The 24,686-nt window shown below is 68.0% G+C and carries 30 protein-coding genes; 17 read left to right on the top strand and 13 right to left on the bottom strand.

Annotation, left to right across the window (positions count from 1 at the left end):
* Positions 1–219 precede the first annotated feature (219 nt).
* Both JHC99_RS07870 and JHC99_RS07865 read left to right on the top strand, forming a co-directional pair.
* A complete protein-coding gene (locus tag JHC99_RS07870) occupies positions 220–909 on the top strand; it encodes a COQ9 family protein (RefSeq protein ID WP_292153157.1) in 690 nt (229 codons plus the stop codon).
* A 32-nt stretch (positions 910–941) separates the two neighbouring features.
* The gene (locus tag JHC99_RS07865) at positions 942–2,207 is read left to right on the top strand and encodes an MFS transporter (RefSeq protein ID WP_292153155.1); all 1,266 of its coding nucleotides are present in this window, start codon (positions 942–944) and stop codon (positions 2,205–2,207) included.
* Here JHC99_RS07865 and JHC99_RS07860 read toward each other — a convergent pair.
* Both JHC99_RS07860 and purE read right to left on the bottom strand, forming a co-directional pair.
* On the bottom strand, positions 2,185–3,222 hold the full coding sequence (locus JHC99_RS07860; RefSeq protein ID WP_292153160.1) for a 5-(carboxyamino)imidazole ribonucleotide synthase: 1,038 nt from the start codon (positions 3,220–3,222) through the stop codon (positions 2,185–2,187). The genes JHC99_RS07865 and JHC99_RS07860 overlap by 23 nt on opposite strands.
* 48 nt (positions 3,223–3,270) lie before the next feature.
* Positions 3,271–3,762: a 5-(carboxyamino)imidazole ribonucleotide mutase gene (gene purE / locus JHC99_RS07855; protein ID WP_292153152.1), complete on the bottom strand. Its 492-nt coding sequence runs from the start codon at positions 3,760–3,762 to the stop codon at positions 3,271–3,273.
* 127 nt (positions 3,763–3,889) lie between these two features.
* Here purE and JHC99_RS07850 point away from each other — a divergent pair, with 127 nt between their 5' ends.
* From JHC99_RS07850 to JHC99_RS07830, 5 genes are all read left to right on the top strand, one after another.
* Positions 3,890–4,456, top strand: coding sequence for a GGDEF domain-containing protein (locus JHC99_RS07850; RefSeq protein WP_292153150.1), 567 nt, complete (start codon positions 3,890–3,892; stop codon positions 4,454–4,456).
* 186 nt (positions 4,457–4,642) lie between these two features.
* Entirely contained in the window at positions 4,643–6,046 is a 1,404-nt protein-coding gene (locus JHC99_RS07845; RefSeq protein ID WP_292153148.1) for a cystathionine beta-synthase, read from the top strand.
* Positions 6,047–6,050: 4 nt separating this feature from the next.
* The gene (locus tag JHC99_RS07840) at positions 6,051–6,785 is read left to right on the top strand and encodes a dienelactone hydrolase family protein (protein WP_292153146.1); all 735 of its coding nucleotides are present in this window, start codon (positions 6,051–6,053) and stop codon (positions 6,783–6,785) included.
* Positions 6,782–7,492 carry a dienelactone hydrolase family protein gene (locus JHC99_RS07835; protein WP_292153144.1) on the top strand — a complete coding sequence of 237 codons (711 nt, stop codon included), beginning with the start codon at positions 6,782–6,784 and terminating at the stop codon, positions 7,490–7,492. Before JHC99_RS07840 ends, JHC99_RS07835 begins: the two co-directional genes overlap by 4 nt.
* 12 nt (positions 7,493–7,504) lie before the next feature.
* The gene (locus JHC99_RS07830) at positions 7,505–8,680 is read left to right on the top strand and encodes a cystathionine gamma-synthase (protein ID WP_292153141.1); all 1,176 of its coding nucleotides are present in this window, start codon (positions 7,505–7,507) and stop codon (positions 8,678–8,680) included.
* Here JHC99_RS07830 and JHC99_RS07825 read toward each other — a convergent pair.
* The 5 genes from JHC99_RS07825 to JHC99_RS07805 all read right to left on the bottom strand — a co-directional run bounded on the left by JHC99_RS07825 (position 8,677) and on the right by JHC99_RS07805 (position 12,848).
* Positions 8,677–9,366: a TorF family putative porin gene (locus JHC99_RS07825; protein ID WP_292153139.1), complete on the bottom strand. Its 690-nt coding sequence runs from the start codon at positions 9,364–9,366 to the stop codon at positions 8,677–8,679. The two genes, JHC99_RS07830 and JHC99_RS07825, sit on opposite strands and share 4 nt — an antisense overlap.
* A gap of 101 nt (positions 9,367–9,467) precedes the next feature.
* Positions 9,468–10,412, bottom strand: coding sequence for a hypothetical protein (locus tag JHC99_RS07820; protein ID WP_292153137.1), 945 nt, complete (start codon positions 10,410–10,412; stop codon positions 9,468–9,470).
* 56 nt (positions 10,413–10,468) lie between these two features.
* Entirely contained in the window at positions 10,469–11,062 is a 594-nt protein-coding gene (locus JHC99_RS07815) for a fasciclin domain-containing protein (protein ID WP_292153136.1), read from the bottom strand.
* 119 nt (positions 11,063–11,181) lie between these two features.
* The gene (locus JHC99_RS07810; RefSeq protein WP_292153134.1) at positions 11,182–11,889 is read right to left on the bottom strand and encodes a TorF family putative porin; all 708 of its coding nucleotides are present in this window, start codon (positions 11,887–11,889) and stop codon (positions 11,182–11,184) included.
* Between the two features lie 26 nt (positions 11,890–11,915).
* Positions 11,916–12,848, bottom strand: coding sequence for a nitronate monooxygenase (locus JHC99_RS07805; RefSeq protein ID WP_292153133.1), 933 nt, complete (start codon positions 12,846–12,848; stop codon positions 11,916–11,918).
* Positions 12,849–13,001: 153 nt separating this feature from the next.
* On the opposite strand from JHC99_RS07805, the gene JHC99_RS07800 reads away from it, so the two are divergent.
* Positions 13,002–13,697 (top strand): DUF805 domain-containing protein, encoded by a 696-nt coding sequence (locus JHC99_RS07800; protein ID WP_292153131.1) that lies wholly within the window; start codon positions 13,002–13,004, stop codon positions 13,695–13,697.
* A 46-nt stretch (positions 13,698–13,743) separates the two neighbouring features.
* Positions 13,744–14,205 carry a preQ(1) synthase gene (gene queF, locus JHC99_RS07795; protein WP_292153129.1) on the top strand — a complete coding sequence of 154 codons (462 nt, stop codon included), beginning with the start codon at positions 13,744–13,746 and terminating at the stop codon, positions 14,203–14,205.
* A 71-nt stretch (positions 14,206–14,276) separates the two neighbouring features.
* Here the strand turns inward: queF and JHC99_RS07790 are convergent, their stop codons facing one another.
* Both JHC99_RS07790 and JHC99_RS07785 read right to left on the bottom strand, forming a co-directional pair.
* Positions 14,277–16,235: a TonB-dependent siderophore receptor gene (locus JHC99_RS07790; protein WP_292153127.1), complete on the bottom strand. Its 1,959-nt coding sequence runs from the start codon at positions 16,233–16,235 to the stop codon at positions 14,277–14,279.
* A gap of 96 nt (positions 16,236–16,331) precedes the next feature.
* Positions 16,332–16,682: a hypothetical protein gene (locus tag JHC99_RS07785; protein ID WP_292153125.1), complete on the bottom strand. Its 351-nt coding sequence runs from the start codon at positions 16,680–16,682 to the stop codon at positions 16,332–16,334.
* A gap of 80 nt (positions 16,683–16,762) precedes the next feature.
* Between JHC99_RS07785 and JHC99_RS07780 the strand changes: the two genes are divergently transcribed.
* Positions 16,763–17,620: a DUF817 domain-containing protein gene (locus tag JHC99_RS07780; protein ID WP_292153124.1), complete on the top strand. Its 858-nt coding sequence runs from the start codon at positions 16,763–16,765 to the stop codon at positions 17,618–17,620.
* On the top strand, positions 17,617–18,348 hold the full coding sequence (locus JHC99_RS07775; RefSeq protein ID WP_292153122.1) for a bifunctional 2-polyprenyl-6-hydroxyphenol methylase/3-demethylubiquinol 3-O-methyltransferase UbiG: 732 nt from the start codon (positions 17,617–17,619) through the stop codon (positions 18,346–18,348). Before JHC99_RS07780 ends, JHC99_RS07775 begins: the two co-directional genes overlap by 4 nt.
* A 10-nt stretch (positions 18,349–18,358) precedes the next feature.
* On the opposite strand, the gene JHC99_RS07770 is transcribed toward JHC99_RS07775, so the two are convergent.
* Positions 18,359–18,739, bottom strand: coding sequence for a VOC family protein (locus JHC99_RS07770; protein WP_292153121.1), 381 nt, complete (start codon positions 18,737–18,739; stop codon positions 18,359–18,361).
* Positions 18,740–18,780: 41 nt separating this feature from the next.
* Entirely contained in the window at positions 18,781–19,383 is a 603-nt protein-coding gene (locus tag JHC99_RS07765; protein WP_366927743.1) for a nitroreductase, read from the bottom strand.
* Positions 19,384–19,433: 50 nt separating this feature from the next.
* Between JHC99_RS07765 and JHC99_RS07760 the strand changes: the two genes are divergently transcribed.
* From JHC99_RS07760 to JHC99_RS07750, 3 genes are all read left to right on the top strand, one after another.
* Positions 19,434–20,084: an NUDIX hydrolase gene (locus tag JHC99_RS07760; protein ID WP_366927742.1), complete on the top strand. Its 651-nt coding sequence runs from the start codon at positions 19,434–19,436 to the stop codon at positions 20,082–20,084.
* A gap of 22 nt (positions 20,085–20,106) precedes the next feature.
* Positions 20,107–20,943 carry a serine O-acetyltransferase gene (cysE, locus tag JHC99_RS07755; protein WP_292153117.1) on the top strand — a complete coding sequence of 279 codons (837 nt, stop codon included), beginning with the start codon at positions 20,107–20,109 and terminating at the stop codon, positions 20,941–20,943.
* Positions 20,944–21,012: 69 nt separating this feature from the next.
* Positions 21,013–21,225, top strand: coding sequence for a DUF3126 family protein (locus tag JHC99_RS07750; protein ID WP_271144852.1), 213 nt, complete (start codon positions 21,013–21,015; stop codon positions 21,223–21,225).
* Positions 21,226–21,310: 85 nt separating this feature from the next.
* Here the strand turns inward: JHC99_RS07750 and JHC99_RS07745 are convergent, their stop codons facing one another.
* Positions 21,311–22,060 carry a hypothetical protein gene (locus tag JHC99_RS07745; RefSeq protein ID WP_292153113.1) on the bottom strand — a complete coding sequence of 250 codons (750 nt, stop codon included), beginning with the start codon at positions 22,058–22,060 and terminating at the stop codon, positions 21,311–21,313.
* 85 nt (positions 22,061–22,145) lie between these two features.
* Between JHC99_RS07745 and JHC99_RS07740 the strand changes: the two genes are divergently transcribed.
* The 3 genes from JHC99_RS07740 (at position 22,146) to JHC99_RS07730 (ending at position 24,018) form a co-directional block, all read left to right on the top strand.
* Entirely contained in the window at positions 22,146–23,015 is an 870-nt protein-coding gene (locus tag JHC99_RS07740) for a 50S ribosomal protein L11 methyltransferase (protein ID WP_292153112.1), read from the top strand.
* Positions 23,016–23,080: 65 nt separating this feature from the next.
* Entirely contained in the window at positions 23,081–23,560 is a 480-nt protein-coding gene (locus tag JHC99_RS07735; RefSeq protein ID WP_292153111.1) for a hypothetical protein, read from the top strand.
* A gap of 59 nt (positions 23,561–23,619) precedes the next feature.
* Entirely contained in the window at positions 23,620–24,018 is a 399-nt protein-coding gene (locus JHC99_RS07730; RefSeq protein WP_292153110.1) for a DUF1489 domain-containing protein, read from the top strand.
* Between the two features lie 3 nt (positions 24,019–24,021).
* Here JHC99_RS07730 and purQ read toward each other — a convergent pair whose 3' ends face one another.
* Positions 24,022–24,684 (bottom strand): phosphoribosylformylglycinamidine synthase subunit PurQ, encoded by a 663-nt coding sequence (gene purQ / locus JHC99_RS07725; protein WP_292153108.1) that lies wholly within the window; start codon positions 24,682–24,684, stop codon positions 24,022–24,024.
* Positions 24,685–24,686: the final 2 nt, after the last annotated feature.

Below are 24,686 nucleotides of genomic sequence, written 5' to 3'. Positions count from 1 at the left end.
GTACCAGGTTGAACTCTCCTTTGGCCGCCCGCCGCGTCCTGTGAGGGAGACGGGCAGACAAATAAAATCTCACCTCGCGGGCGACAGCCCGGCGAGCGAAGGCGGGCCAATACACCAGTGGTCGCGTGGTGTCCATATCGAGAGCTGCCAATCTGCGCGTGATGTCGCAAGGCGGCCGCCGGGCTCGCAACGCCCGGCCGGTGGGCGTATTCTACAGCCATGACTACGGCCGCCCCCATCCCGAACGAGCCCCCCCAGGGCGACTGGGCCGACCGGATGGAGCAGTCCGTGCTGGACGCCGCCCTGCCGCTGGCCCCCCGCCTGGGCTGGAACGGGCGGCTCGTCCGCGCCGCATGCAAGGCCAACGGCCTTTCGGAGGGGGATCAGGAACTGCTGCTGCCCAACGGCGCGCGCGACCTGGCGGCCCTGCTGTCGCGGCGGCATGACGCGCGGGCGCTGGAGACGCTGGAGGCGACCCCGGCCGCGACCCTGAAGATGCGTCAGCGAATCGCCACCGCCGTCTCGGCGCGAATGGAGGCGGGGGCGGCCGATCTGGAGGCGACGAAGCGCTGCGCCGGCTTCCTGGCCCTGCCGACCAATGCGGACCTCGGGCTGTCGCTGGCTTGGGAGAGCGCCGATGTCCTGTGGCGCTGGGCCGGGGACATGGCGACGGACTGGAACCACTATTCCAAGCGGACGATCCTGTCGGGCATTCTGATCCCGGCTCTGACCATGCGCTGGTTCGACGGCCGCGACCGCGCCGAGGCCTTCGTCGCGGCCCGGATCGAGAACGTGATGGCCTTCGAGACCTGGAAGGTCGGCAAGGACTTCGAGGCCCCGCTGAAACGGCTCACCGATACGCTCAGTCGGCTGCGCTACGGCACGAAAGCGCCCGAGAACTCCGGTTGACGCCTCCGGGGAGCGTGTTCGAGCATCGGCCCATGTCAAAGGGTTCGATGGCGGTGGCGGCCTTCTCGACCGTGGTCGAGTGGTATGACTTCACCCTCTATCTCTATCTGGCGACGGTGCTGTCCCGGGTCTTCTTCGGCGGCGGCGAGACCTCGCTGGTGATCACGCTGGGCGGGTTCGCCGTGGCCTATCTGATGCGGCCGCTGGGCGCGGTGGTGTTCGGTCATATCGGCGACCGGTTCGGGCGCCGGATGACGATGCTGATGTCGGTCGCCCTGATGACGGCGGCCATGCTGGCGACGGCCTTCCTGCCGACCTATGCCCAGATCGGCCCGGCGGCGGGCGTGCTGTTGATCCTGATCCGGTGCGTGATGGGGTTCTCGGTCGGCGGGGAATACACGGGCGTGGTCGCCTATCTGCTGGAAGGGGCCCCGGCCCATCGGCGAGGTCTGATCGCGTCGTCGGCCTCCGCGGCGAGCGAGATAGGGGCCCTGCTCGCGGTCGGGGTGTCGGCCGTGACCGTGCATCTGTTGAGCGCCGCCGACCTCGACGGCTGGGGCTGGCGCATTCCCTTCCTTGTGGGCGCGGCCCTGGCGGGCAGCGTGTGGATCGCGCGATCGACGATGCAGGAGAGCCCGGATTTCGAACGCCAGAAGGCGGCGGGCACGGTCCCGGCGCGGCCCTTGCTCCACAGCCTGAAGAACCACAAGCGCGGCATTGCGCGGGCTTTCGCCATCTCGGCCCTGGGGTCGATCACCTATTACGTCGGCATCACCTATGTGCCCGCTTTCCTCACCTCGGCCGGGTCGTTCGGAGAGACCCAGGCCCTTTGGCTGGCGACGGCGGCGGCCGTGGTGGTGATCCTGGTCACGCCTTTCGCGGGCATCGCCTCGGATCGGTGGGGCAGGAAGCCGGTATTGATCGGCCTTGCCCTGGCCAGCGCCGTCCTGCCGATGACGATGTTCTCGCTGATGGCGGGCGGGGTGGAGGCGCGGGCGCTGCTTGGGGCCCTGGTGCTCGCAGCCGTGGCGGGTGGCGTCAGCGCGGTGGGTGCCGTGGCGACGGCCGAGCAGTTTCCGGGCGAAGGTCGACTGACAGGCCTCGCGCTCGGCGCAACAGCCGCCACGGCGGTGTTCGGCGGCTTCACGCCCTGGATCGCGGAACTGCTGGTTGCGGGCACGGGCTGGACCATGGCACCGGGCGCAATGATCGCCGTGGTCGCGCTGGCGGTGGTTCCCGTGCTGTGGTGGTCGCCGGAGACGGCACCGGGCAGGATCAGAGCGGCTTCACCCGATTGACGTGGGCCATTTTCCGGCCCGGCCGCGCCTCGGCCTTGCCATAGAGGTGAAGGCGCGCATCCGGCTCGGCGGCCAGGCTCGTCCATTGATCGACCTCATCGCCCAGCAGGTTGCGCATTTCGACGCGGGCATGGGCCTGGGTGGGGCCCAGGGGCCAGCCGGCGATGGCGCGGATGTGCTGCTCGAACTGGTCACAGACGCAGCCGTCCTGGGTCCAGTGGCCGGTGTTGTGGACGCGCGGGGCGATCTCGTTGACCAGCAACTGACCCTCACCGAGGTCGAACAGCTCGATCCCGATCACGCCGACATAGTCCAGGCCGTCCAGGATGTCCTCGGCGATGGCCCTGGCGCGGGCGTCGGTCGCCGCATCGATGAGGGCCGGGGCGGTGGTGATGCGCAGCACACCGCCCGAATGCTCGTTCTCGCCCAGGGGATAGACCGCGACCGAACCGTCGTGGCCCCGGGCGGCGATGATCGACAGCTCGCGCGTGAAGGCGGCGCGGGCTTCCAAAATGGCGGGGCGGCCGCCGATGGCGGCGAAGGCCTCGGCGGCCTCGTCGGCCGAGGCGACCCAGGCCTGGCCCTTGCCGTCATAGCCGTCGCGGCGGGTTTTCAGCAGGGCGGGGGCCCCCAGGGTCTCAAGCCCCGCGATCAGGTCGTCCAGCGTATCGACCGCGACGAAATCGACAGTCGCGGCACCGACGGCGTTCAGGAAGGTCTTCTCGTCCACCCGGTCCTGGGCAACGGCCAGGGCCGTCGGGCCGGGGGCGACCAGGGCACCGCCTTCGGCCAGTCGCTCGATCGAGGCTGCGGGCACGTTCTCGAACTCGAAGGTCACGACGTCGCAGGCGCGGCCCATGATGGTGAGCGCCGCCGGATCGTCATAGGCGGCGACGAACTGGCCGCGCGACACGCGAGCGGCCGGGCAGTTTTCCTCGGGGTCCAGAATCAGGACGTCGAAGCCCAGACGCGACGCCGCCTGGGACAGCATCCGGCCCAGCTGGCCGCCGCCCATGATGCCTATGGTCGAGCCGGGGGGGAGGGGAAGCGTCAGGTCGGCCAATCAGTCCTCGACCGTTTCGGCGACCGCATCGGTCTGGGCAGCGCGGTAGGCGGCGAGGCGCTCGGCCAGCGCATCGTCCGACAGGGCGAGGATCTGCGCCGCCAGGATGCCCGCGTTCTTGGCCCCGGCCTCGCCGATGGCCAGGGTGGCGACCGGGACGCCGCCGGGCATCTGGACGATCGACAGCAGCGAATCCATGCCCTTCAAGGCCCTGGATTCGACCGGCACGCCCAGCACGGGCAGGTCGGTCATGGAGGCGGCCATGCCCGGCAGGTGCGCGGCACCGCCGGCACCGGCGATGACGACCCTGGTTCCGGCAGCCTTTGCCCCGGTGGCGAAGTCATACAGACGTCTTGGGGTGCGGTGGGCCGATACGACCTTCGCTTCCCAGGCCACGCCCAGGGCATCCAGCGAATCGGCCGCGTGTTTCATCGTCGGCCAGTCGGACCGACTGCCCATGATGATCGCCACCGGCGGGGTCGAAATCGCCATAACGCAGGGTTCTCGCGCGCGTGAAGGCGGCCGGTTACAGCACCCGCGTTGCGCCCGCAACCGAGGGCTCTAGGATAGTTCGAACGCGTGCTCGGGTGAGTCGCGGTTTTCCGGAGTTTCGCCGACCGTGACCGATACGGCCGCTGCCGATCTGAAGGCCGAGATCGAGCGTCTGCGCGCCGAGGTCGAGACCCTGCGTCTGCGGGCGGAAGCGGCTGAGGCGGCGGCGGACCACGATGTCCTGACCCCCGCCCTGAACCGGCGCGGCTTCGTCGCCGCCATGCAGCAGACCATGGCCTATTGCATCCGCTACGATGCCCCGGCGGTGCTGCTGTATCTCGACCTGGACGGCTTCAAGGGAGTCAACGACCGGCTGGGCCATGCGGCGGGCGATGCCGCCCTGATCCATGTCGCGGAGCTGTTGATGGAGAATGTGCGGGCCTCGGATGCGGTCGGCCGGCTGGGCGGGGACGAGTTCGGCCTGCTTATGCTCAACGCCGGCATCGAAGAGGGGCGTGAAAAGGCCAGGCGGCTGGCCGCGACCCTGGATGCCGAAGGTTTCGACTGGAACGGCCAGAAGACGGAGTTGGGCGGCTCCTTCGGCGTCCGCGCCTGGGCCAATCAGGACGACCCCGAAATCTGGCTCGCCGAGGCCGATGCCGCGATGTGGGTCCGGAAGCGGTCTCGAGCTTAGTGAGCAAGGCGTGCCAGTGCTAGTGAGCAAACTGCGCCTGGGTCCCTGTGACCTGCTCACTAGCACTGGCACTTTTCACCCGAACCACGCCCACCGCCGGACCATGGCGGTACGATCGTGCGCGATTTGACCTTCGCCGACCGGGCGACCAGCTTGACCATCGTTCCCCAAGGAGTTTCCCGCCCCATGTCGATCGTCGACGCCCCCACCTTGAGCAAGCCGACCGCCTCGACCCTGTCGCTGATCGGCAAGACCCCGATGATCGAGGTGACCCGCATCGACACCGGCAAATGCCGCCTGTTCCTCAAGCTTGAGGCCCAGAACCCCGGCGGCTCGATCAAGGACCGCATTGCCGTCGAGATGATCGAGGCGGCCGAACGCGAGGGCTGGCTCAAGCCCGGCGGCACCATTGTCGAGGCGACCGCGGGCAATACCGGCCTGGCCCTGACCCTGGTCGGCCAGAACAAGGGCTACAAGGTCCTGCTGGTCATTCCCGACAAGATGTCCAAGGAAAAGATCCAGCACCTGCGGGCCATGGGCGCCGACGTGCGACTGACCCGCTCGGACGTCCCGCACGGACACCCCGACTATTACACCGACATGGCCGAGCGCCTGGCCCAGCAGATTCCGGGCGGCTATTTCGTCAACCAGTTCGCCAACGACGCCAACGCCCTGGCCCATGTGAAGACGACCGGTCCCGAAATCTGGGAACAGATGGACCATGACCTCGACGCCTTCGTCGCCGGCATCGGCTCGGGCGGGACGATCACGGGCATCGGGCGGTTCCTGAAGAGCGTAGGCTCGACCGCCGAGATCATCCTGGCCGACCCGGTCGGTTCGACCCTCGCGGGCATCGTCAACGACGGCGTGCCGGGGCCGGAGGGCAGCTATACGGTCGAAGGGATCGGCCAGAATTTCGTGCCCGATACCGCCGACATGAGCCTGATCGACAAGGCCTATTCCATTCCCGACGCCGAGGCCATCGCCACGGTGCGCGAACTGCTGCTCAAGGAAGGCATCCTGGCGGGTTCGTCTTCGGGCACATTGATCGCGGCGGCTCTGCGCTGGTGCCGTGAACAGACCGAGCCGAAGCGGTGCGTGACCTTCGTCTGCGACACCGGCGCGAAATACCTGTCCAAGGTCTACAATGACGCCTGGTTGGCCGATCAGGGCCTTGGCGACGACCCGATCCAGGGCAACCTGGCCGACCTGATCGGCCGCAAATACGAGAACGGCGAGGTCGTTGTCGCGGGCCCCGATGACAGCCTGGACTCGGCCTTCAAGCGGATGCGGTCCAACGACGTGTCGCAGTTGCCGGTGATTCAGGACGGCCGGCTGGTCGGCATCCTGGACGAGAGCGATCTGGTCCACGTCATGAACACCGACGAGATTACCCGCGCCGAACGCTTCAGGAAGCCGGTCTCGTCCGCCATGACCCGCGATCTGGATACGGTCCAGGTGGGCGAGTCCCTCGACGCCCTGATCCCGCTGTTCGACCGCGACCGGGTTGCGATCGTACTGGACGGCGAGAAATTCGTCGGCCTGATCGCGCGGGTAGACCTGATCAACCACTTGAGCCTGAACCGGTAATCGGTTGAGGATCAATCGCCGACAGGGACTGATGGGAGCGGCGGCGCTGACGGCGGTCGGCGGCGTGTCGCGGGCCCAGTCCGGCGAGCGGGTGGCGGCCGGAACCTATGACAGCGGGGGTGAGGCCATCACCGTGGTGCTGTTCAGCCCGCCGAGCGAGGGTCTGCCGATGGCAGGGGCGGGAATATTGCTGCTGCACGGCGGCGGCGGGGCGGCTCTGGAGATCCGGCGCTGGTACGAGCATGCGGTGCGGCTGGCGGCGCGGGGCTATACGGTGGCCTTCCCGGCCTGGTTCGGTGCCGATACCGAGGGGCGGCGTCAGGGGCGCGGGGCGTTCCAGCGACAGGCGGCGCTGGACGGGTTCAAGTGGCTGGCTGCCCAGCCCGGCGTCGATGCGAACCGGATCGGGATCATGGGTTTCTCGCGCGGGGCCTATATGGCGGGGGAACTCGGCTTCTCGGATGCCCCGGCGCGAGCCGTGGTCGCGATCGCCGGCGGGGGGCGGCGCGAGCCCGAGGAGATTCTCAGGAAGCCACCGACGCTCCTGATCACGGCGGACGGCGATCCGCTGGTCGGGCTGGGCGCGGTCCGCAACTGGGAACGCACCCTGCGGCGCGCGGGCGTCGACACCGAACTGGTGGTGCTTGATGCCGACCACCATGTCCCCGAGCCGGCGGAGTGGCGGGCCATCTTCGACACCGCCCATCGCTTCCTGCGCGATGAACTGGCCGCTCCATGAGACGGCGCGACCTGGTTGCAGGCGGGATCATGCTGATGGCGGCTCCGGCCGAGGCACAGACCGCGCCCGACGGCGTCATCACCGAACGAGTCACATACCTCAGCAACGGTCGGACGATCCGTGCCGTGGACTTCCGACCGGCCGTGCCGAACGGCCGGGGCGTCGTCTATGTCCATGGCTCAGGCGGGATGGGGATCGACCAGCTGGCCTTCGCCCGACGGTTCGCGGAGCGGGGCTATCTGTCGCTGGCCCCGACCTATCTGGACGCCGCGGACGACGACATCGTGCGGCGCGAACCGGTGATGGAGGCCTGGCGCGACTGTGCCCGCGACGGGGTCGAATGGCTGATCAGCCAGGGCGTGGATCGCGGCCGGACAGGCATCGTCGGCTATTCCCTCGGCTCGTTCATCGCCGTGGACGGCGCGCTGGGCGACAGTCGCGCGGCGGCGGCCGTGGCTGTCTGCGGCGGCTGGGACGTCTATATTCCTCGCCACCCCGCCCGACGAATCCCCGTACTCATCGTGCGCTCCGAAAGGGACCGTGTGGTCTCGCCGGCCTCGACCCAGCGCTGGCGGCGGTTCCTGATGGACGAGGATATCCCGGTGCGGGTTCAGGTCACGCGCGGCGCCGGCCACCTGATGAACGCCACCCAGTGGACCGACGTCTCGGACCACTGCCTCGACTTCTTTGACCAGACCCTCGCCTGACAGGATCCCACCATGGCCAGCCTCAAGAACAGCCAGGGCTTTTCGACCCGTGCCATCCACGCCGGACAGCGGCCCGACCCGACCACGGGTGCCGTCATGACCCCGATCTACGCCACCTCGACCTACGCTCAGGAAAGTCCGGGGGTGAACAAGGGTTATGAATACGCCCGGGGCAAGAACCCGACGCGCGAGGCGTTCGAAGCCTGTATCGCCGACCTCGAGGGCGCAGTTCAGGCGTTCGGATTCGCCTCCGGCATGGCGGCGACCTCCACGGCGCTGGAACTGCTGGATGCGGGCGCGCACATCGTCACCGGCGATGACCTGTACGGCGGATCGTGGCGGCTGTTCGAGCGGGTGCGTCGGCGCTCGATGGGGCTGGATTTCGCCTATGTCGATCTGTCGGACCTCGCGGCCGTCGAGGCGGCGATTACCGACAAGACCAGGATGCTGTGGGTCGAGACCCCGACCAACCCCCTGATGAAGATCGCCGACATCGCCGCCCTGTCGAAGATCGCCAAGGCGCACGGCCTGTTGCTGGTCGTCGACAACACCTTCGCCACGCCCTTCTGCCAGCAGCCGCTGAGCCTGGGTGCCGACGTGGTCATGCATTCGGCGACCAAATACCTGAACGGCCATTCCGACATCATCGGCGGGGTGCTGGTGGCGAAGGATCCCGAGATCGCGGCCCAGCTCAAGTTCCTCCAGAACTCGGTCGGCGGCGTCATGGGCCCCTTTGACGCTTTCCTCGCCAACCGGGGGCTGAAGACCCTGGGCCTGCGGATGAAGGCCCACTGTTCCAACGCCATGGCCGTCGCCAACTGGCTGGAGGACCGCGCGGCCAAGGGCGCCGGCATCGCGCGCGTCATCTATCCCGGTCTGATCTCCCACCCTCAGCATGAGCTCGCCGCGTCCCAGATGTCGGGTTTCGGGGGCATGGTGTCGGTGGTGCTGGACGGCGACCTGGACCGGACGAAACGGGTGCTGGAAAGCGTCCGGGTCTTCACCCTGGCCGAGTCGCTGGGCGGCGTCGAAAGCCTGGTCAACCACCCGGCGATCATGACCCACGCCAGCGTCCCCAGGGAACTGCGCGAGGCGGGCGGCGTCACCGATACCCTGATCCGCCTGTCGGTAGGCGTGGAGGACGTCGAGGACCTGATTGCGGATCTGGATCAGGCGCTGGCGGTCTAGAAGTTCCAGGTCAGGGCCAGCACCGCCTGGCCGTCGCCGCTTTCGCCCAGGGCCACCGCATTGTCGGTGTCGTACCAGTGCAGATCGGCCGAGACCTGTGAGGTCAGGGCGTAGGTAATCCCGGCCTGCCACCAGCCGTAATCGGGCGCGCCGACCTGGTCCTGAAATCCAATCACCGCGTCGGCCGACAGTTTCGGGGTCAAGGCCCAGGCCAGCGAGGTCTGACCCCAGACGGCCTCTTCGCCTGCGCCTTCATAATCGGGCGATCCGCCGACCAGCGCCACGACCGTGGCGGGGCCGAACGCCCGCGTCGCCTGGGCCGAGACCTGCCAGTTGTCGACGTCGCCCGACCCGCCGAAATAGCTGATCCGCGACGCCGCGATCTGCCACGCCCATCCGGCCCATGTGGGTTGCAGGCCGACCGAGACGTCGACCTCATAGTCGCTGTCGCCTACGGCGGCCGTGTTTGCGGCGACGTTGGCGTAGACCAGGCCCCGGTTCCACTGGGCGGTGGCGACGCCCTCGACGTCATCCTGACCCCGGACCAATCCGCGCCGGACATAGTCGGTCGTCAGCCCGACCGCGAAGGCCCAGGCGGGCGTCTCACGATCTGCGGATTGCGCGAGTGCCGGGCCAGCCAACAGCAACGTCGAACCCACGCTGATCAGGCCCCGACCCAGTCCCATCCCACCCGCTCCCGTGCTAGCCGAGCAAGCTTTACCATAATCAGCGACAGGCGGGGGAGAGCTATCCGATAGCGCCCCGGCGAGGCGAACTGAATCTGCTGTCAGAAGATCCCGCACTGCAGTTTGGCGAGGCGGAATCGCTGGTCTGCATTCATGAAGATTGTGCCGTAGATCCAGATCGTCGGGTCCATGTGTGACCGGGTTTTCATCAAATGCCGCTTGGCGCGTTTGAGGTTGCGCCGATCCCAATAGACGCGGCCCAGCCAGCCGTGGACGAACCGCATGAGGCCGGGTTTGCCGGCGTCCTCGACCGTGGCCAAGGCTCTGTCCGAGGCTTCGTTCAGGGACATCGACGCCGACTGAGCGCCGCTCACCGTCGCATAGTTGCCCGCCGGTCGAAGGTAGGTTCTGTCCAGCCATTCCTCGAAATGGGCCCTTGCAAGCATGGCCCAACTGCGCGGGTCGTCGTCACGCCAGAGTCGCTTTAGGCACTGCCACATCTCATCCTGAGAGCCGCCCCATTTGGCTGACCAGGCCTGAAGCACGTCGCAGTAGGACGAGGCGGGCACTTGAGGCGAACGGCAGACAAGCGCCTCCGATGCAGCCTTTCCCTCTCGGTTTTCCTCCACCGCGAATGAGGCCAGCACACCCAGGCTCAAGGGGTCGTCTGGCCGCAGTTCCAAGGCCTTCGCGAGGTGAAAGTAAGCCCGATCACCAATGGACTCGTAGGCGCGAAATTTCGAGGACGGCGTCATGGCGGCGACCATGGCACCTCGGGCGATGAAGGCCTGTTGTCTCAGGATCGCGCCGGCGATCGCGTGTCCGAGCTGGTCGTCATCCGCCTCAACGATCTCGGAGATGGGCGCACCGACCTTCACGTCGTGCGCCACGGCGATCAGGATCTCTAGTGCGGTGTCAGGCCCCGTCGAGGCGACCGCTTGCCGGAGGTGGCGCAGGTCACTCCGAGTGTAGACGTCCTGCCTTCCCACGCGACTCCTCCTGTGTGCCTTGCTCACAAGAGCACGTTTCTGGCTTGTGGAACACAAGGGGGCGAGGGCCCGATCTCTTGCAGAGAAATCGGGCCCCCTCGGTCTGACGCGACCTAGTTCGGCATCGACACCGTGTCGGTGACGTGGATCACGCCGTTGGACTGGAACACGTCGGCCTGGGTCACCGTGGCCACGCCGCCCTTTTCGTCGGTCAGGATGACGGACGAGCCTTGCAGGGAGGCGGTCAGGATGCCGCCCTCGACCGTGGTCAGCTCGGCCTTGCCGCCGCCCGCGTTGATCATGCCGATCAGTTGCTCGGCGGACACCCGACCCGCGACGACGTGATAGGTCAGGATCTTGGTCAGGGTCGCCTTGTTGGCGGGCTCGACCAGGGTCTCGACGGTACCGGCGGGCAGTTTGGCGAAGGCCGCGTCGGTCGGGGCGAACACGGTGAACGGGCCCGGACCCGACAGGGTTTCGGCCAGGCCGGCGGCGACGACGGCGGCGACCAGGGTCGTGTGGATCGGCGAGTTGACGGCGTTCTCGACGATGGTCTTGTTGGCGTACATGGCGGCACCGCCGACGGTCACGGGGGCGGTGGCGTGGCTGGAATGGTCCATCGACTGGGCCAGCACGGGGGTCGCGCCGATCATGGCGGCGGAGACGAGGGCGGCGGCGGCGACGCCGCGAAGCGAAATCTTGGTCATGGGGGGCTTCCTGAACCGACCGCCGATCGCGGTCGCCCGGAAAGACGCGAAACAAGCTCCGCCGGATGCAGTGCGCGGCATCTGGCCGCGCCGGGGAACCAATGCCGATCCGGACCGGCTCAGAAGGTCAGCGTCAGCGCCGCGACCAGGGCCCCTTCATAGGTCTCGCCCTCCTGATGGGCGTCGGTGTCGTGCCAGCGCAGATCGGCGTCGACCCCCTCGCGCACTTCCCACGTCAGGCCCGCATTCCAGCCGGTGTAGTCGGGAGCCCGGTCCTGCTCGCGTCGTCCCAGAGTCACCCCGGCGGTGATCCGCTCGGCCACCGGCCAGCGCAGTCGCCCCTCGACCCAGGTCCAGGCCTCGGTCGAGCCCAGGCCATCCGGCGAATGCTCGACCCGCAGCCGGGTGTCGAGGGCGCCGAAATCGCGCATTACGTCGGCCTGGAACTCCCAGGCGGCGGCGTCCTGGCCAGGGTCGGCCTCGACCCGCCACTTGTGAGAGGTCGAGACGTCGAAATCGAACCCGCCGCCGGAAAACTGCCATCCCGCCTCGGCCTCGGTCTCCACGTTCGACCCCGACGAGTCGATCGTCTCGAACTCGATGTCTGCATAGAAGCCGTTCGCCGCGTTCCACTGGGCCTCGGCGAAGACATAGGGGGCGTTGCCGCTCTTGGACGTCCCCTTGGAGCGGTTGTCTGTCCCGGCGCCGGCCTCGAAGGTCCAGTGCGACCCCTGGTCTCCGACGTAGCGCGTATTGTCCCGATCCTGGGCAATGGCCGGCAGGGCGGCCAGCATGAGCGGCGACAGGACGAAGGGCAGATGACGCATGAAGGCTCCGGCGAAAGCCGGCCTGTCTAGCCGACGATGGCCTTGTTCGCGAACGCTTCGGTGGCCTGCGCATATTCGTCGCGGAGGCGGCGAACCAGTTCGGCGGTCGGCAGGACGTCGTGGATCGTGCCCGCGCCCTGGCCGGCGGACCAGACGGTCTTCCACGCCCGGGCCTCCTCGCCCATGTCCAGCTTGTGCTCGGGAAGGTGTTTCGGATCGATGCCGTTGGCCTCGAGCGACTTGGTCATGAAGTTGGCGGGGATGCCGGACACCGCAGGGGTGTGGACGATGTCGGTCGCACCCGAATCGATGATCATGGCCTTATAGGCGTCCTGCGCTTCCGACTCGGTCGTGTTGATGAACCGGGTGCCCAGATAGGCGAAGTCGGCCCCCATCATCAGCGCCCCTGCCACATCCTGGCCCGTCGACAGACAGCCCGACAGGATGATCGTTCCCTTGAAGAACTCGCGCACCTCATTGACCAGGGCGAACGGGTTGATGATCCCAGCATGGCCGCCCGCGCCGTTGGCCACCAGGATCAGGCCATCCACGCCCGCCTTGGCCGCGTTCTTCGCGTGGCGGACGTTGGCGATATCGTGAAACACGACCCCGCCGTATCCATGCACTGCATCGACCAGATCCTTGACCGCGCCCAGCGAGGTGATGACCAGCGGGACCTGATGCTCGACCGTAACGGCCAGATCGGCCATCAGCCGGTCGTTCGAGCCGTGAACGATGTGGTTGACGCCGAACGCCGCCGCATCCGGATGCAGCCGCGACTTGATCTCGATCAGCCAGTCCCGATAGCCCTCGGTGGTCCGCTGGTTCAGCGACGGAAAGGTGCCGATGACGCCGGCGTTACACGCCTCGACCACCAGATCGGGCCCGGACACCAGGAACATCGGTGCCGAGATCACCGGCAGCTTCAGACCCTTTTGCAGGGAAGCGGGAATGGCCACAGCGTCGTCCTCCGTTGTCTTTGGCTACGCTTACAGCAGGCGACGTTGGGGAAGGCAAATCCTGGATGAAGGCCGTGTTCGGCTTGTCGCCGTAACGCCCATGCCCCTATGGTCACGCTCGGCCATCCAGGCCCCCTCGACAGGAGAGACGGTGTGCGCGGCGAGATTCTGACCTATGACGACGGTCCTGGCACCGGCCTGATCAGCGGCGACGACGGCCTGCGTTACACCTTCGCCCGCGCCGACCTCCAGCAGCTGACGCCCGTGCGGGCCGGCATGAAGGTCGATTTCGTCGCCGAGGGCGGTGCAGCGACCCAGGTCATCGTCCTGGCGCAACAGCCGGCCGGTTTTGCATCCACCGCCTATACCCCCGGCGTCGCAGGCTCGGGGATGTCCGCCTGCGACTGGCGGACCCTTTTCCTCGAGGCCAACGGCCGCATCGGCCAGAAGGACTACTGGATCGGGATCATCATCCTGTTTGCCGCCGGCGTCGTTCTGAGCTGGGTGCCGCTGATCGGGCAGGTGGTCACTCTGGCCAGCATCTATTTCGGGGTCTGCGTTTCGTCGAAACGCCTGCACGACATGGGCAAATCCGGCTGGCTCGCCGCCATTCCCTACGGCATCACGACTGTGGCGGTGGTGCTCAGCGCCATGGCCTTCGTCGGCGGCATCGTCAGCACCAGCTATGGCAACGACTACGCCATGCTGGCCGGCATAGGCGGGATCGCAGGCCTCTGGGGTCTGGTCTTCATCGTCAACCTGGGCTTTCTGATCTGGCTGGGTGTGACGGCAGGTCAGCCGGGCGACAACGCCTATGGCCCGCCGCCACGTCCGCTGGCCAACTTCTGACGCACGGGTCTTTGCGTCGGGCGGCCGGGACGCCTAAATCCCGGCCATGACCACCGACACCTCCGGCCTCTCCCAGCTCGGCACCCAGACCGCCCAGCCGACCAGTCCTGAAACCGCCGTCCTGGAGCGGGTGCCGAACCCGCATCCGGACGCCCTGTATCTGGCGCGCTTCACCGTGCCCGAGTTCACCAGCCTGTGCCCCGTGACGGGCCAGCCGGACTTCGCCCATATCGTCATCGACTATGCGCCGGGCGACTGGCTGGTCGAGTCCAAGAGCCTGAAGCTCTACATGACCGCCTTCCGCAACCACGGCGCCTTCCACGAGGATTGCACCGTCGCCATCGGGCTGAAGCTGGCGGCGTTGCTCCATCCGAAATGGCTGCGCATCGGCGGCTACTGGTACCCGCGCGGCGGCATCCCCATCGACGTCTTCTGGCAGACCGGCACCCCGCCCGAGGGCCTGTGGCTGCCGGATCAGGGCGTGCCGACCTATCGCGGGCGGGGGTGAGGTGCGCGTTGAGATAGAAGGTGTCGTGAAGCCGTGGGCGGGACCGTCGTGCGGTCCCGCCCGGCCTGGCCCTATCCCCCGAACCGCACTCTGATCCCCGCATTGGCGATGAAGCCTTCCAGCGGTTGCCAGGCGTCGACGGTCCAGCGGCCGTCCGGCGCGCGGGTCGGCCGGATCAGCGGGCTCTCCCGCGTCTGGCGCACGTCCAGCAGGTTCTCCAGGTTCAGGAAGACTCGATACCGCCCCAGAACGACCTCACCCAGCAGTCCCAACTCCCAATAGGATTCGCCGCGCGTGCGGTACGGATCGTCCTCCAGCGGCTGGGGGCCGGTGTAATAGGCCTCGAAGCCGATCCGGCCGCGATCATGTTCCTCCCACATGGCCACGACCCCGGCCGAATGGCGCGGCGTCAGGGGCACGTCGCGTCGGGTCGCCCCGTCCGGCTCGCTCGCATCCACGTACAGATAGCTGCCCGTCACCACGAAAGGCCCGGTCCGCCAGCGGGTCAGGGCTTCGAGGCCGCGCGTCCGCGTCACGCCCGCGATATTGTCCAGCCGGACCAGCGTTGGCGACAGGGGGATCAGCCCCACCGCGTCGTCTATGTCAGATCCGAACAGGGTCAGGTTCGCTTCCCACGGCCCCGACGCATAGGCGAAGTCCACCGACGCCGTCTGGGCGGTCTCGGCCTCGAGATCACCCAGCGGGGCCAGACGCGACAGGCCCGCCGCCTCGGTCTCTTCCACGAACGGCGTGGGCGCATAGAAGCCGCGCCCCCACGACCCCCGCACCGACCACCGGCCGACCTTGTACAGCGCCGACAGGCGCGGGCTGACCTGGGTGCCGTAGCGATCATGCTCGTCCCAACGGACGCTGGCCGCCAGGGTCAAAGCCTCGGTCACCTCGCGCTCGACCTGGGCGAACAGGGCCGGGACGGAATAGCTGTAGTCGAACTGCGGGAAGGCTTCGGACCCATAGTCATCGACCTGATACGCCACGCCGCCCAGCCAGTCCGCGCCCCAGGCCGCGGCCGACAGACTGGCCTCCGCCGACCAGGTGTGATGCCGGTCCTTTTCCAGCAGCGTGCCGAACCGGTGTCTGTGGTCCAGATCGACGCCCGATCCGCGCACCTGGGCGAAGCCCCAGTCGCCGACCGGCCGCTCATAGACGAAGCCGCCGTCCAGCCTGCGCGTGTCCTGGTTCTGTGCGAACGGCTGGCCGTCGGGCGCGACCCGTCCGTCCAGCGTCCCGCCGCGCCTCTGTTCGTCCATCGCCCCGACCGTGACGAAGGCCCTCGATCCGTCGTCGCCCAGCCAGAACAGACGCGGCCGCGCCGTCCAGCGCTCATAGCCCGGAATGTCGATCCAGCCGTCGCCGTCCAGATCGTGTTCGTCCTGGCGATTGGCCGTGGCGATCATCGAACCGCTCCAGCCCATGCCGATCGGCGCCGAGCCATAGGCGGACAGGTCCTGGCCCCCGCGCGTGGTTGCGTTCACGATCAGCTCGCCGGACGGCCCATCGTCCGGCCGTCGTGACATCAGATTGATCACCCCGCCCAGAGCCTGGCCGCCGTACAGGGCCGAGGCCGCGCCCTTGATGATCTCGACCCGGCCCAGGTCACTGGGCGGAATCTGCAACAGGCCCAGCGACGACCCCTGACCGCCGTACAGCGGCAGGCCGTCGGCCAGGATCTGGGTATAGCGCCCCCGCATCCCGTGGACCCGGATGTTGGCGGCCCCCAGGCTGGGCGAGGTGACCTGCACCCGAAGGCCGCCGGTCTCGGCCAGGATCATCGAGATGTTGCCCGGCCGCATGAGGAGTTTTTCCTCGATCTCCTCCTGGCCGATGATCTCGACGCGGACGGGCTCGTCCTGCACGCGACGGCGCGAGCGGGTGGCCTGGACGATGACCTCCTCGACCTCTTCGGCCTCGGGTTCGTCGTGGGTTTCCGGGTTGTCCTGAGCCAGGGTCATGCCCGGCATCAGGATGGCGAAGGCAACACCGGCGAGCAGCCGGCGAAGTCGAATATGCATGAGGGATCCTCTCCCGGCGCGCGGCCGGTCCAATGTCGGGCGCAGGGCGGGTTCGCCCATGCACGGTGCGGTGGAGCCAGGCAGAGCCCGGCGAGATCAGACCCTTGGGGGTCTTTCGGGTCCGGTGGGACGCAGCGACGGCGGAGCGGTGGCCAGGGCGGGACCTGACGGCTTCACGCCGATCAGATGTGCGGGGATCGCGGCGACATCGGGAGCCGTCGCCGGGTGGGGCGCGTGACAGCATCCGTTGGCGCAGGCCGGCCCGCAGTCTTCACAGGCCGGATCGGCATCGGAGACGGAATCGACGACGACCTGGGCGTTTGGCGCACAGGCCTCGCTTTCCGCGCAGACGTGGGAGGCAAAGGCAGGCGCGGCAAAGGTCAGGGCGAGCAACAGGGTGCACACCAGTCCCAGCCTCCTGCCCAGATCCTTGCCGAATCGACCCATGATCGCCGCTCTATCACAGACCCTGTGGCGCGCCATGAGCCCGCCTGTCGCAGGTGTCGCCTCTGGACCGTTAAAACGTCATGACCGAGACCCATCGTCTGGCCTGGGAAGAGCGGGGTCGCCGATCGCTGGAGTCGCTTCAGGCCTGGTCCGACCGCGCCGCATGGTCGCGCTACGGCTTCGAGTTCCTGATGTTCGGGTTGAAGCAGGGCTGGGCCTGCCTGTTCGGCGGGCTGATGCTGGTCCTGCTGATGGGGACGCATCTGCTGTGGCCCGACAAGGCGCCCGTCGCCCGCTATGATTTCCTCGTGGTCGCGGCGCTGGCGATCCAGGCGGCGATGCTGTGGCTCAAGCTGGAGAGCTGGGAGGAGGCGAGGGTGATCTTCGTCTTCCACGTCGTCGGCACCATCATGGAGCTGTTCAAGACCGCCCACGGGTCGTGGATCTACCCCGAGCCGTCACTCTTGCGGATCGGCGACGTGCCGCTGTTCTCGGGTTTCATGTACGCGGCGGTCGGCAGCTATATCGCCCGTATCCAGCGCATCTTCGACATCCGGTTCCGCCACTATCCGCCGCTGTGGACGACCTGGCTGCTGGCGGCCGCGATCTACGTCAACTTCTTTTCCCACCACTGGCTGCCGGACATCCGGCTGGCGCTGTTCGTGGCGACGGCGGTGCTGTTCGGACGGGGCTGGTTCTATTTCACGCCGGACCGGACGCGGCGGTCGATGCCGTTTCTGCTGGGCTTCCTGCTGGTCGCTGTCTTCATCTGGTTCGCCGAGAACCTGGGCACACTGGCCCGCGCCTGGGTCTATCCGGGTCAGGAGGACGGCTGGCATCCGGTCGGTCTGGCCAAGCTGGGCAGCTGGTTCCTGCTGATGATGATTTCGGTGGTGCTGGTGTCGCTGGTCCACCGCCCCCAGGAGGAACCGCGATGACCGACGAACCGCAGGACGACGGCTGGGAACAGTCGGCCGCCGCCTGGATCGCCCACCTCGGCGACGACGGCGACTTCGGCCGTCAGTCGGTGCTGGACGAGCCGATGATGGCGCGCGTCCGGGCCGGCGGCTTTCGGCGCGCCCTGGACGTCGGCTGCGGCGAGGGCCGGTTCTGCCGGATGCTGGCCGCCGAAGGTATGGTGGTCACCGGCATCGACCCCGCCCCCAGCCTGATCGACCGGGCGCGAGCGCTCGATCCGCACAGCGACTATCGCGTCGAGGCGGCCGAGGGTCTGAACTTCGAGGACGGCGCTTTCGATCTGGTGGTCGCCTATCTGTCCCTGATCGACATCCCCGATGCTGAGGCGGCGATCTCGGAGATGGCACGGGTTCTGGCTCCCGGCGGCACCCTGCTGATCGGTAATCTGACGGCCTACAACTCGGCGGGCGACGTCGCGGAGATGGGCTGGCAGACCCTGGCCGACGGTCGCCGCGCCCACGCCATGGACCAGTATCTGGAGGAGCGCTCGGCCTGGATCGAATGGCGCGGCATCCGCATCATGAACTGGCACCGGCCGCTGTCGACCTATATGCGGCTCTTGCTCGATCAGGGCCTGACCCTAACCCATTTCGACGAGCCCCGCGCGATCGGCGGCGACCCCGTCCGCGTCGCCCACTACAACCGCGCGCCCTGGTTCCTGATGATGGAGTGGCGAAAGCCCGGCTGAGCGGCCGACCTCAGCACTGGGTCAGGCTGAGCATATTTCCATCGGGGTCGGGGAAGAAGGCCACGCGCGCCTTGCCGTCGGGCGAGGTCCAGACGCCCGTCTCGTCCTGGCCCATCCCCGGATAGATCGTCATGGCGACCCCCCTGGCCGTCAGGTCGGCGACGGTGGAAGCGATGTCGGGGACTTGCCAGCCCAGCACCGGATGGGGCGCGGCGGAATGGTCCGGCACATGGGTGATGCGCAGGTCCGCCCCGTTCAGGTCGAACACGGCGGCGAACCCGTCGTCCATCTTGAACACCAGGCCCAGGGTGTCGCGATAGAAGGCGTCGGAGACCGCCCGGTCGCGGGTCAGGACAAAGGCGATCGCCGTCGCAGACGGGGGCAGGGCCATGTCCAATCCTCCAGCGAACGTTGCGCCCAGCCTAGCAGGAATCAGGGCTGATATCGAGTGAGGGCCGCGATGTCCGGCCGTTCGCGCTCCAGCGGCGCTTCCTGTGCGGTCCCGATGTGGATGAAGCCGGCGATCCGCTCGCCCTCCGCCACCCCGAACAGGGAGGCACCTTCCGCGTCATAGCTGTACCAGTCAGTGATCCAGCAGGACGAAAACCCATGGGCCGAGGCGGCGTGCTCCAGGTTCATGCAGACGGCGCCCGCGCTGAGTTCCTGTTCCCACACCGGCTTGGGTCCGGGTCGGGCGGTCGATACAACCAGGATCGAGACGGGTGCGGCGGTCAGCTTGGCCAGCACGGCCAGGGCCTTTCCGGGCAGGCCCCTTTCGACGGCCAGGGCCGCCAGCCGTTCGGCGATTTCCGCACGGCTCTCCGGCCCCATGACCACGAACCGCCAGGGGGTCATCTTGCCGTGGTCGGGACTGCGGGCCCCCAGGATCAGAATGTCGTGGATCGTGTCGGCGTCCGGCCCCGGCACCGTCAGGGACTGGGCGGGTGCTGAACGCCGGACGGCCAGCCGCGCGCGCAGCTCGCGTGACGGCGTCGGCAGGGCAAGGGGCGCGCCCAGGGGAACGGCATCGGTCATGGTCATCGCCTCGTCTGTTGTTCTGTCGTCGTCTGGGCCATAGATCGTCGGTGACCGATAGCGCCCCCAAAGATATATCTCAAGCCATCATCCCCAGCTGGGCCGAGGGCATGCCGACGCCGATCCCCTGGCAGGATCTGGGTCACGTGGTCGTCCACGATACCCCCTGGATGCAGGTCACCGAGCACAAGGCCGTCGCTCCCACCGGACGCGATGCCCGCTACGGCGTGGTGCGGTTCCGCAATGTCGCGACCGGCGTCCTGCCGGTCCACGCGGACGGCACCGTCACCCTGGTCGGCCAGTCGCGGTTCGCCCACGCCAACTATTCCTGGGAAATGCCGGAGGGCGGCGCGCCCTTCGATGAGGATCCGCTCGAAGGTGCCATGCGCGAATTGGCGGAAGAGGCCGGGTTGAAGGCCGCGTCCTGGAAACTGGCGCTGCGGATCGAGGTGTCCAACTCCGTCACCGACGAGATCGGCCTGACCTGGATCGCCTGGGATCTGTCGCCCGTCCCGCTGGACCCCGATCCCACCGAGGTGCTGACCGTAGTGCGCGTCCCGTTCATGACCCTGCTGCACGAGATCGAGCGCGGCGCGATCCCGGATTCGTTTACGGTAGCGACAGCGTATCGGGCGTACCATATGGCCAAGGAGGGCCTTCTGCCGGGCTGGCTGGCGCATGCCATGCTGACGCGCAGCTAGGTTCGGGAACAGGAGCGGCGGCATGTCCACACCCCCAAGGCTCGAGGTCGTCGCCGATCAGGAGGCCCCGTCGATCTGGTCGCAACTGCGCGCCTCGGCCGAGGAGGCGACGCGCAGCGAGCCGCATCTGGGCTCGATGATGAATGCGACCATCCTGTCGCATTTCGACCTGGCCAATGCCCTCAGCTTCCAGATCGCGCGCAAGGTCGGCGACGCCGAACTGGCCCAGATGAGCGTGCGCGAGGTCTGCGCCTTCGCCTTCTGGTCCGACCCTTCGATCGTGGCGGCGGCCGAGGCCGACCTCCAGGCCGTCGCAGAGCGCGATCCGGCGATCCGCTCGCTGTTGCAGCCCTTCCTTTATTTCAAGGGGTTCCAAGCGCTTCAGGCGTCGCGCGTCGCCCACTGGCTGTGGACGCAAGGGCGCGAGACGCTCGCGTTTCATTTCCAGAGCCGCATCTCCGAACTGTTCCAGATCGACATCCATCCGGGTGCGAAACTGGGCAAGGGCCTGTTCTTCGACCATGGCACGGGCATCGTCATCGGCGAGACGGCGGTGGTCGGCGACGAGGTGTCGATGCTGCACGGCGTCACCCTGGGCGGCACGGGCGCCCAGCGCGGCGACCGTCACCCCAAGATCGGACGCGGCGTCCTGCTGGGTGCCGGTGCCAAGGTGCTGGGCAATATCGAGGTCGGCGATTTCGCCAAAGTGGCCTCCGGGTCCGTGGTCCTGAAACCCGTGCCGTCGGGCTGCACCGTGGCGGGCGTCCCCGCCCGCCTGGTCAACTGCCCCACCGACGACGCGCCGGCCCGCACGATGGATCATACGCTCGCCGACGTGGTCTATGACTTCGTGATCTGAGGGTTTCCCTCAGCGCGAGCCCGGACTAGGGTCCGCCGCCAAATCCCCTGAGACGAAACGAGGCCCCCGATGAACGCCACCGACATGAAGCGCATCGAGACGCATCTGAAGAAGACCTTCAACACGGGCGGCATCGCCGTGAAGCCCCGGCCCAAGGTCACCGATTCGGCCGAGGTCTATGTCGGCGACGAATTCATCGGCGTGGTCTTCGACGACGAGGACGAGGACGGCAGCTTCATGTTCGAGATGGCCATCCTGGCCGAGGATCTCGCCGCGGACTGATCGACACAATCGATCGCCGGACACGAAAAAGGCCGGACGGGGCAACCCGTCCGGCCTTTCGCGTTCTTGGCGGCGTGTGAGGCGATCAGCGCTTGCCGAAGATGGCGTCGGCGATCTTGTCGAGGAAGCTCTTGGGCTTGGCCGGGGCTTCGGCGGGCTTGGGCGCGGCGGCCGGGGCAGCGGCGGCGGGGGCCGGCGTCGGAGCCGCAGCCGGCTTGGCCGCTGCCTTGGGCGTTTCGACGGGCTTGGGTGCGGGAGCCGGGGCGACGGCGGGCGTCGCGGCGGCCGCAGCAGCCTTGGCGGCGCGAGCGCCCGGCTTCGGACCCGGCTTGGCCTTGACCGTCGCGGTCTTGGTCGTGGGCGTGGGCGTGGCCTTCACGGATTTCGGCGAAGTCTTCGGTGCAGACGGCGCGGTCTTCGTCGCCGTCTTCACGGCCTTGGGTGCCGTCGTAGTCGAAGTGGGCGCGGTCGGGGCGGGGGTGGTCGCCGCCGCCGCCGCCTTCGCGGCCTTGGCCCCGGGCTTCGGACCCGGCTTGGCGCGGACCTTGGGTGCAACGGTCGTAGGGGTCGTGGTCGTGGCGGCCGCAGCAGCCGCAGCCTTGGCGCCGGGTTTGGGGCCCGGCTTGGCGCGGGCGGTCGGTGCGCTGACCGGCTTGGCAGCGGCCTTGGGAGCCGGCTTTGCGGCTGCGGCCTTGACCGGTTTCGGTGCCTTGACCGCTGCGGGTTTTGCCGTCTCGGCCGTCACGGCGCTCGACTTTGCCGCCGGTTTGGGCTTGGAAGCGGCCTTCGCCGGTTTCGGCGATGTTGAACTCGACGCAGACGGTGACTTAGCCATGGAACGCCCGACCCCTCGGTTAGAACGGACCCGCCATGGCGTGTCCTGTGTGCTTGCGATTCGCCACCATACCGGCGTTTGAGAAATGTCCCAAACCGCACTCCAGATTATCGCCCGCGGCCCCCGCGCCGCCGCTGAAGCCGCCGCCGAGGCCATCGACGCCGACGTGATGCTGGAAGGGGCCACCTATTCCATCCTCGAGGAAGACGAGGACAAGGGCATCTGGCGCATTGACGCCTTCCCGACGACCGCCGATGAGGCGGAGGTCCTTCAGGCGCGGCTCGCCGAACACCCCGACGTGACCGTCCATGTCGAGGTCCTGGCCGACGCCGACTGGCTGGCCATGTCGCTGTCGGGCCTTCCGCCGGTCAAGGCCGGGCGGTTCTTCGTCTACGGCGCCCACGACCAGGGCCAGGTTCCGCTCAGCGCCGTGGCGCTCAAGATCGACGCGGGCGCGGCGTTCGGCACCGGTCACCACGGCACCACCGTGGGCTGCCTCGTCGCGTATGACGAGCTTCTGAAGCGCGAGACCTTCGACAAGGTGCTCGACGTCGGCTGCGGCACAGGCGTCCTGGCCATCGCGGCGGCGAAAACTGGATCGAGGGTCGCGGTCGGCACCGACATCGACGGCCCCTCGGTGCGCATCGCCAACGAGAACGCGAAACTGAATCAGGCGAAGGCCTCCTTCGTCCATGCCTCGGGCCTGAACGATCGTCGGGTCCGTCAGCATGGCCCCTATGATCTGGTCTTCGCCAACATCCTGGCCCCGCCGCTGGTCGCCCTGTCCCAGGACATCAAGCTGGCGCTGCGCATCGGGGGCGTCGCCATCCTGTCGGGCCTGCTGCGCACCCAGGAGCGCCGTGTGACGGCGGCTTATCTGTCCAAGGGGTTCCGGCTGGAGCGCCGCATCCACCGCGACGCCTGGAGCGCCCTGGTCCTGCGCCGGATGGGCTGACCCGGGGGCGGGGAGGAACCTCGGTCAAGCGGGACCGTTCCCATGCCTCAATGGAGGGACACCCCGTGAGCCAGTACGACCCCAACCTCGACCCGACCCGCGCACCCAACACGCCGCGCTCCGAACCGATCTACAGCGAGACCATCGTCGTTCGCCGCGAATCCACCACCGGCTGGTGGATCGCGGGCGGCCTGGCGGTGCTGGTGGTGATCGCCGTCTTCTGGATCCTGGCGACCCGCGACGCTGCGCCGAGTGCCGACGCCGAAGCCCAGGCCCGCATCGCTGAGGCCCAGGCCGCCCAGGCCGTCGCCGACGCCCAGGCCACCTCCAATACCGCCGCCATCCAGGGTCAGATCGCCGGCGGTCAGCAGAGTCTCGACATCGCCCGCGCCGACGCCGCCCGTGCCCAGGCCGAGGCCATCCGCGCGGCCAGCGAGGCCCGCGCCGCCGAGGCCCGCGCTCAGACCCCGCCCGCACCCCTGATCATCTCGCCGGCTCCCTCATCCGGACCTGCCGTCGTCACCAGCACCTCGCCTCAGCCCTGATCGTCGCGGCACCTCAACACCCTTGGCCCCGCGTGGGTCAGGGGTGCTAGAGGCGGGCCATGCCTCTGCACATGATCAAGCTCTGCGTCGGTGTGGCCCACGTCGAAACCCTGGAACGCCGCGCCGCCAAGGGTCAGTGGCTGACCGTCAACACCCGGATGACGCCCAAGCGCGCAGACGAGATCGAGGACGGCGGGTCGATTTACTGGGTCATGAAGGGCTCGGTCGTCTGCCGGATGCCGATCCTCGACATCTCCACGACCGGGGAGGGAAAGGCGAGTATGTGCCTGATCCGCCTGTCGCCCGAGGTCATCCGCACCGCCCCCCAGGCCCGGCGACCCTTCCAGGGTTGGCGCTATCTCGAGCCCAAGGACGCGCCGCCCGATCTGTCGTCGATGGACCCCGGCGACCTGCCCGACGACCTGGCGTCGCAGTTGCGCGAGCTCGGTGCCTGGTAGGCTCTACGCCGCCGCCATGATCGACCGGAACAGGGTGGCCCCGTCGGCCGACCCCAGCTCGGCCTCGAAAGCCCGGTCGGGATGGGGCATCATCCCCAGCACATTGCCGCGCGCGTTCTGGATGCCGGCGATATTGGCGACCGAACCGTTCGGATTGTCGACATAGCGGAACACCACCTGGCCCTCGCCCTCGATCCGGGCCAGGGTCTCGGCGTCGGCGAAATAGTTTCCGTCGCCGTTGCCCTGGGTCATCACTACCTCGCGCTGGCCCTGATAGCCGGCGGTGAAGCGGGTCTGGCCGTTGGTGACCTCCAGCGCGATCGGCTTGCAGACGTATTTCAGGCCCGCATTCCTCAGCAGTGCCCCCGGCAGCATCCCGGCCTCGCACAGGATCTGGAACCCGTTGCAAATTCCCAGCACCGCGACCCCGTCATCGGCGGCCTTCTTCACAGCCTGCATGATCGGCGACTGCGCCGCCATGGCCCCGCATCGCAGGTAGTCGCCGTAGGAAAACCCGCCCGGCAGCACGACCAGGTCCAGGTCGTCGGGCAGGTCGGTGTCCTGGTGCCAGACCATCTCGACGCGCTCGCCGGTGGAGCGTTCGACCGCGACCTTGCAGTCGCGATCACAGTTGGACCCGGGGAAGACGATGACGGCTGCGCTCATGG

Source organism: Brevundimonas sp. (genome assembly GCF_016463485.1).
Taxonomy (GTDB): Bacteria; Pseudomonadota; Alphaproteobacteria; order Caulobacterales; family Caulobacteraceae; genus Brevundimonas.
This window is presented reverse-complemented; position numbering and strand designations above follow the sequence as displayed.

Coding starts and splice junctions, on each gene's coding strand:
- JHC99_RS07870 (WP_292153157.1), top strand. CDS start 220: ATGACTACGGCCGCCCCCATCCCGAACGAGCCCCCCCAGGGCGACTGG.
- JHC99_RS07865 (WP_292153155.1), top strand. CDS start 942: ATGTCAAAGGGTTCGATGGCGGTGGCGGCCTTCTCGACCGTGGTCGAG.
- JHC99_RS07860 (WP_292153160.1), bottom strand. CDS start 3,222: ATGGGCGGCGGCCAGCTGGGCCGGATGCTGTCCCAGGCGGCGTCGCGT.
- purE (WP_292153152.1), bottom strand. CDS start 3,762: ATGGCGATTTCGACCCCGCCGGTGGCGATCATCATGGGCAGTCGGTCC.
- JHC99_RS07845 (WP_292153148.1), top strand. CDS start 4,643: ATGTCGATCGTCGACGCCCCCACCTTGAGCAAGCCGACCGCCTCGACC.
- JHC99_RS07835 (WP_292153144.1), top strand. CDS start 6,782: ATGAGACGGCGCGACCTGGTTGCAGGCGGGATCATGCTGATGGCGGCT.
- JHC99_RS07830 (WP_292153141.1), top strand. CDS start 7,505: ATGGCCAGCCTCAAGAACAGCCAGGGCTTTTCGACCCGTGCCATCCAC.
- JHC99_RS07825 (WP_292153139.1), bottom strand. CDS start 9,366: ATGGGACTGGGTCGGGGCCTGATCAGCGTGGGTTCGACGTTGCTGTTG.
- JHC99_RS07815 (WP_292153136.1), bottom strand. CDS start 11,062: ATGACCAAGATTTCGCTTCGCGGCGTCGCCGCCGCCGCCCTCGTCTCC.
- JHC99_RS07810 (WP_292153134.1), bottom strand. CDS start 11,889: ATGCGTCATCTGCCCTTCGTCCTGTCGCCGCTCATGCTGGCCGCCCTG.
- queF (WP_292153129.1), top strand. CDS start 13,744: ATGACCACCGACACCTCCGGCCTCTCCCAGCTCGGCACCCAGACCGCC.
- JHC99_RS07790 (WP_292153127.1), bottom strand. CDS start 16,235: ATGCATATTCGACTTCGCCGGCTGCTCGCCGGTGTTGCCTTCGCCATC.
- JHC99_RS07785 (WP_292153125.1), bottom strand. CDS start 16,682: ATGGGTCGATTCGGCAAGGATCTGGGCAGGAGGCTGGGACTGGTGTGC.
- JHC99_RS07780 (WP_292153124.1), top strand. CDS start 16,763: ATGACCGAGACCCATCGTCTGGCCTGGGAAGAGCGGGGTCGCCGATCG.
- JHC99_RS07775 (WP_292153122.1), top strand. CDS start 17,617: ATGACCGACGAACCGCAGGACGACGGCTGGGAACAGTCGGCCGCCGCC.
- JHC99_RS07770 (WP_292153121.1), bottom strand. CDS start 18,739: ATGGCCCTGCCCCCGTCTGCGACGGCGATCGCCTTTGTCCTGACCCGC.
- JHC99_RS07765 (WP_366927743.1), bottom strand. CDS start 19,383: ATGACCGATGCCGTTCCCCTGGGCGCGCCCCTTGCCCTGCCGACGCCG.
- cysE (WP_292153117.1), top strand. CDS start 20,107: ATGTCCACACCCCCAAGGCTCGAGGTCGTCGCCGATCAGGAGGCCCCG.
- JHC99_RS07750 (WP_271144852.1), top strand. CDS start 21,013: ATGAACGCCACCGACATGAAGCGCATCGAGACGCATCTGAAGAAGACC.
- JHC99_RS07745 (WP_292153113.1), bottom strand. CDS start 22,060: ATGGCTAAGTCACCGTCTGCGTCGAGTTCAACATCGCCGAAACCGGCG.
- JHC99_RS07740 (WP_292153112.1), top strand. CDS start 22,146: ATGTCCCAAACCGCACTCCAGATTATCGCCCGCGGCCCCCGCGCCGCC.
- JHC99_RS07730 (WP_292153110.1), top strand. CDS start 23,620: ATGCCTCTGCACATGATCAAGCTCTGCGTCGGTGTGGCCCACGTCGAA.
- purQ (WP_292153108.1), bottom strand. CDS start 24,684: ATGAGCGCAGCCGTCATCGTCTTCCCCGGGTCCAACTGTGATCGCGAC.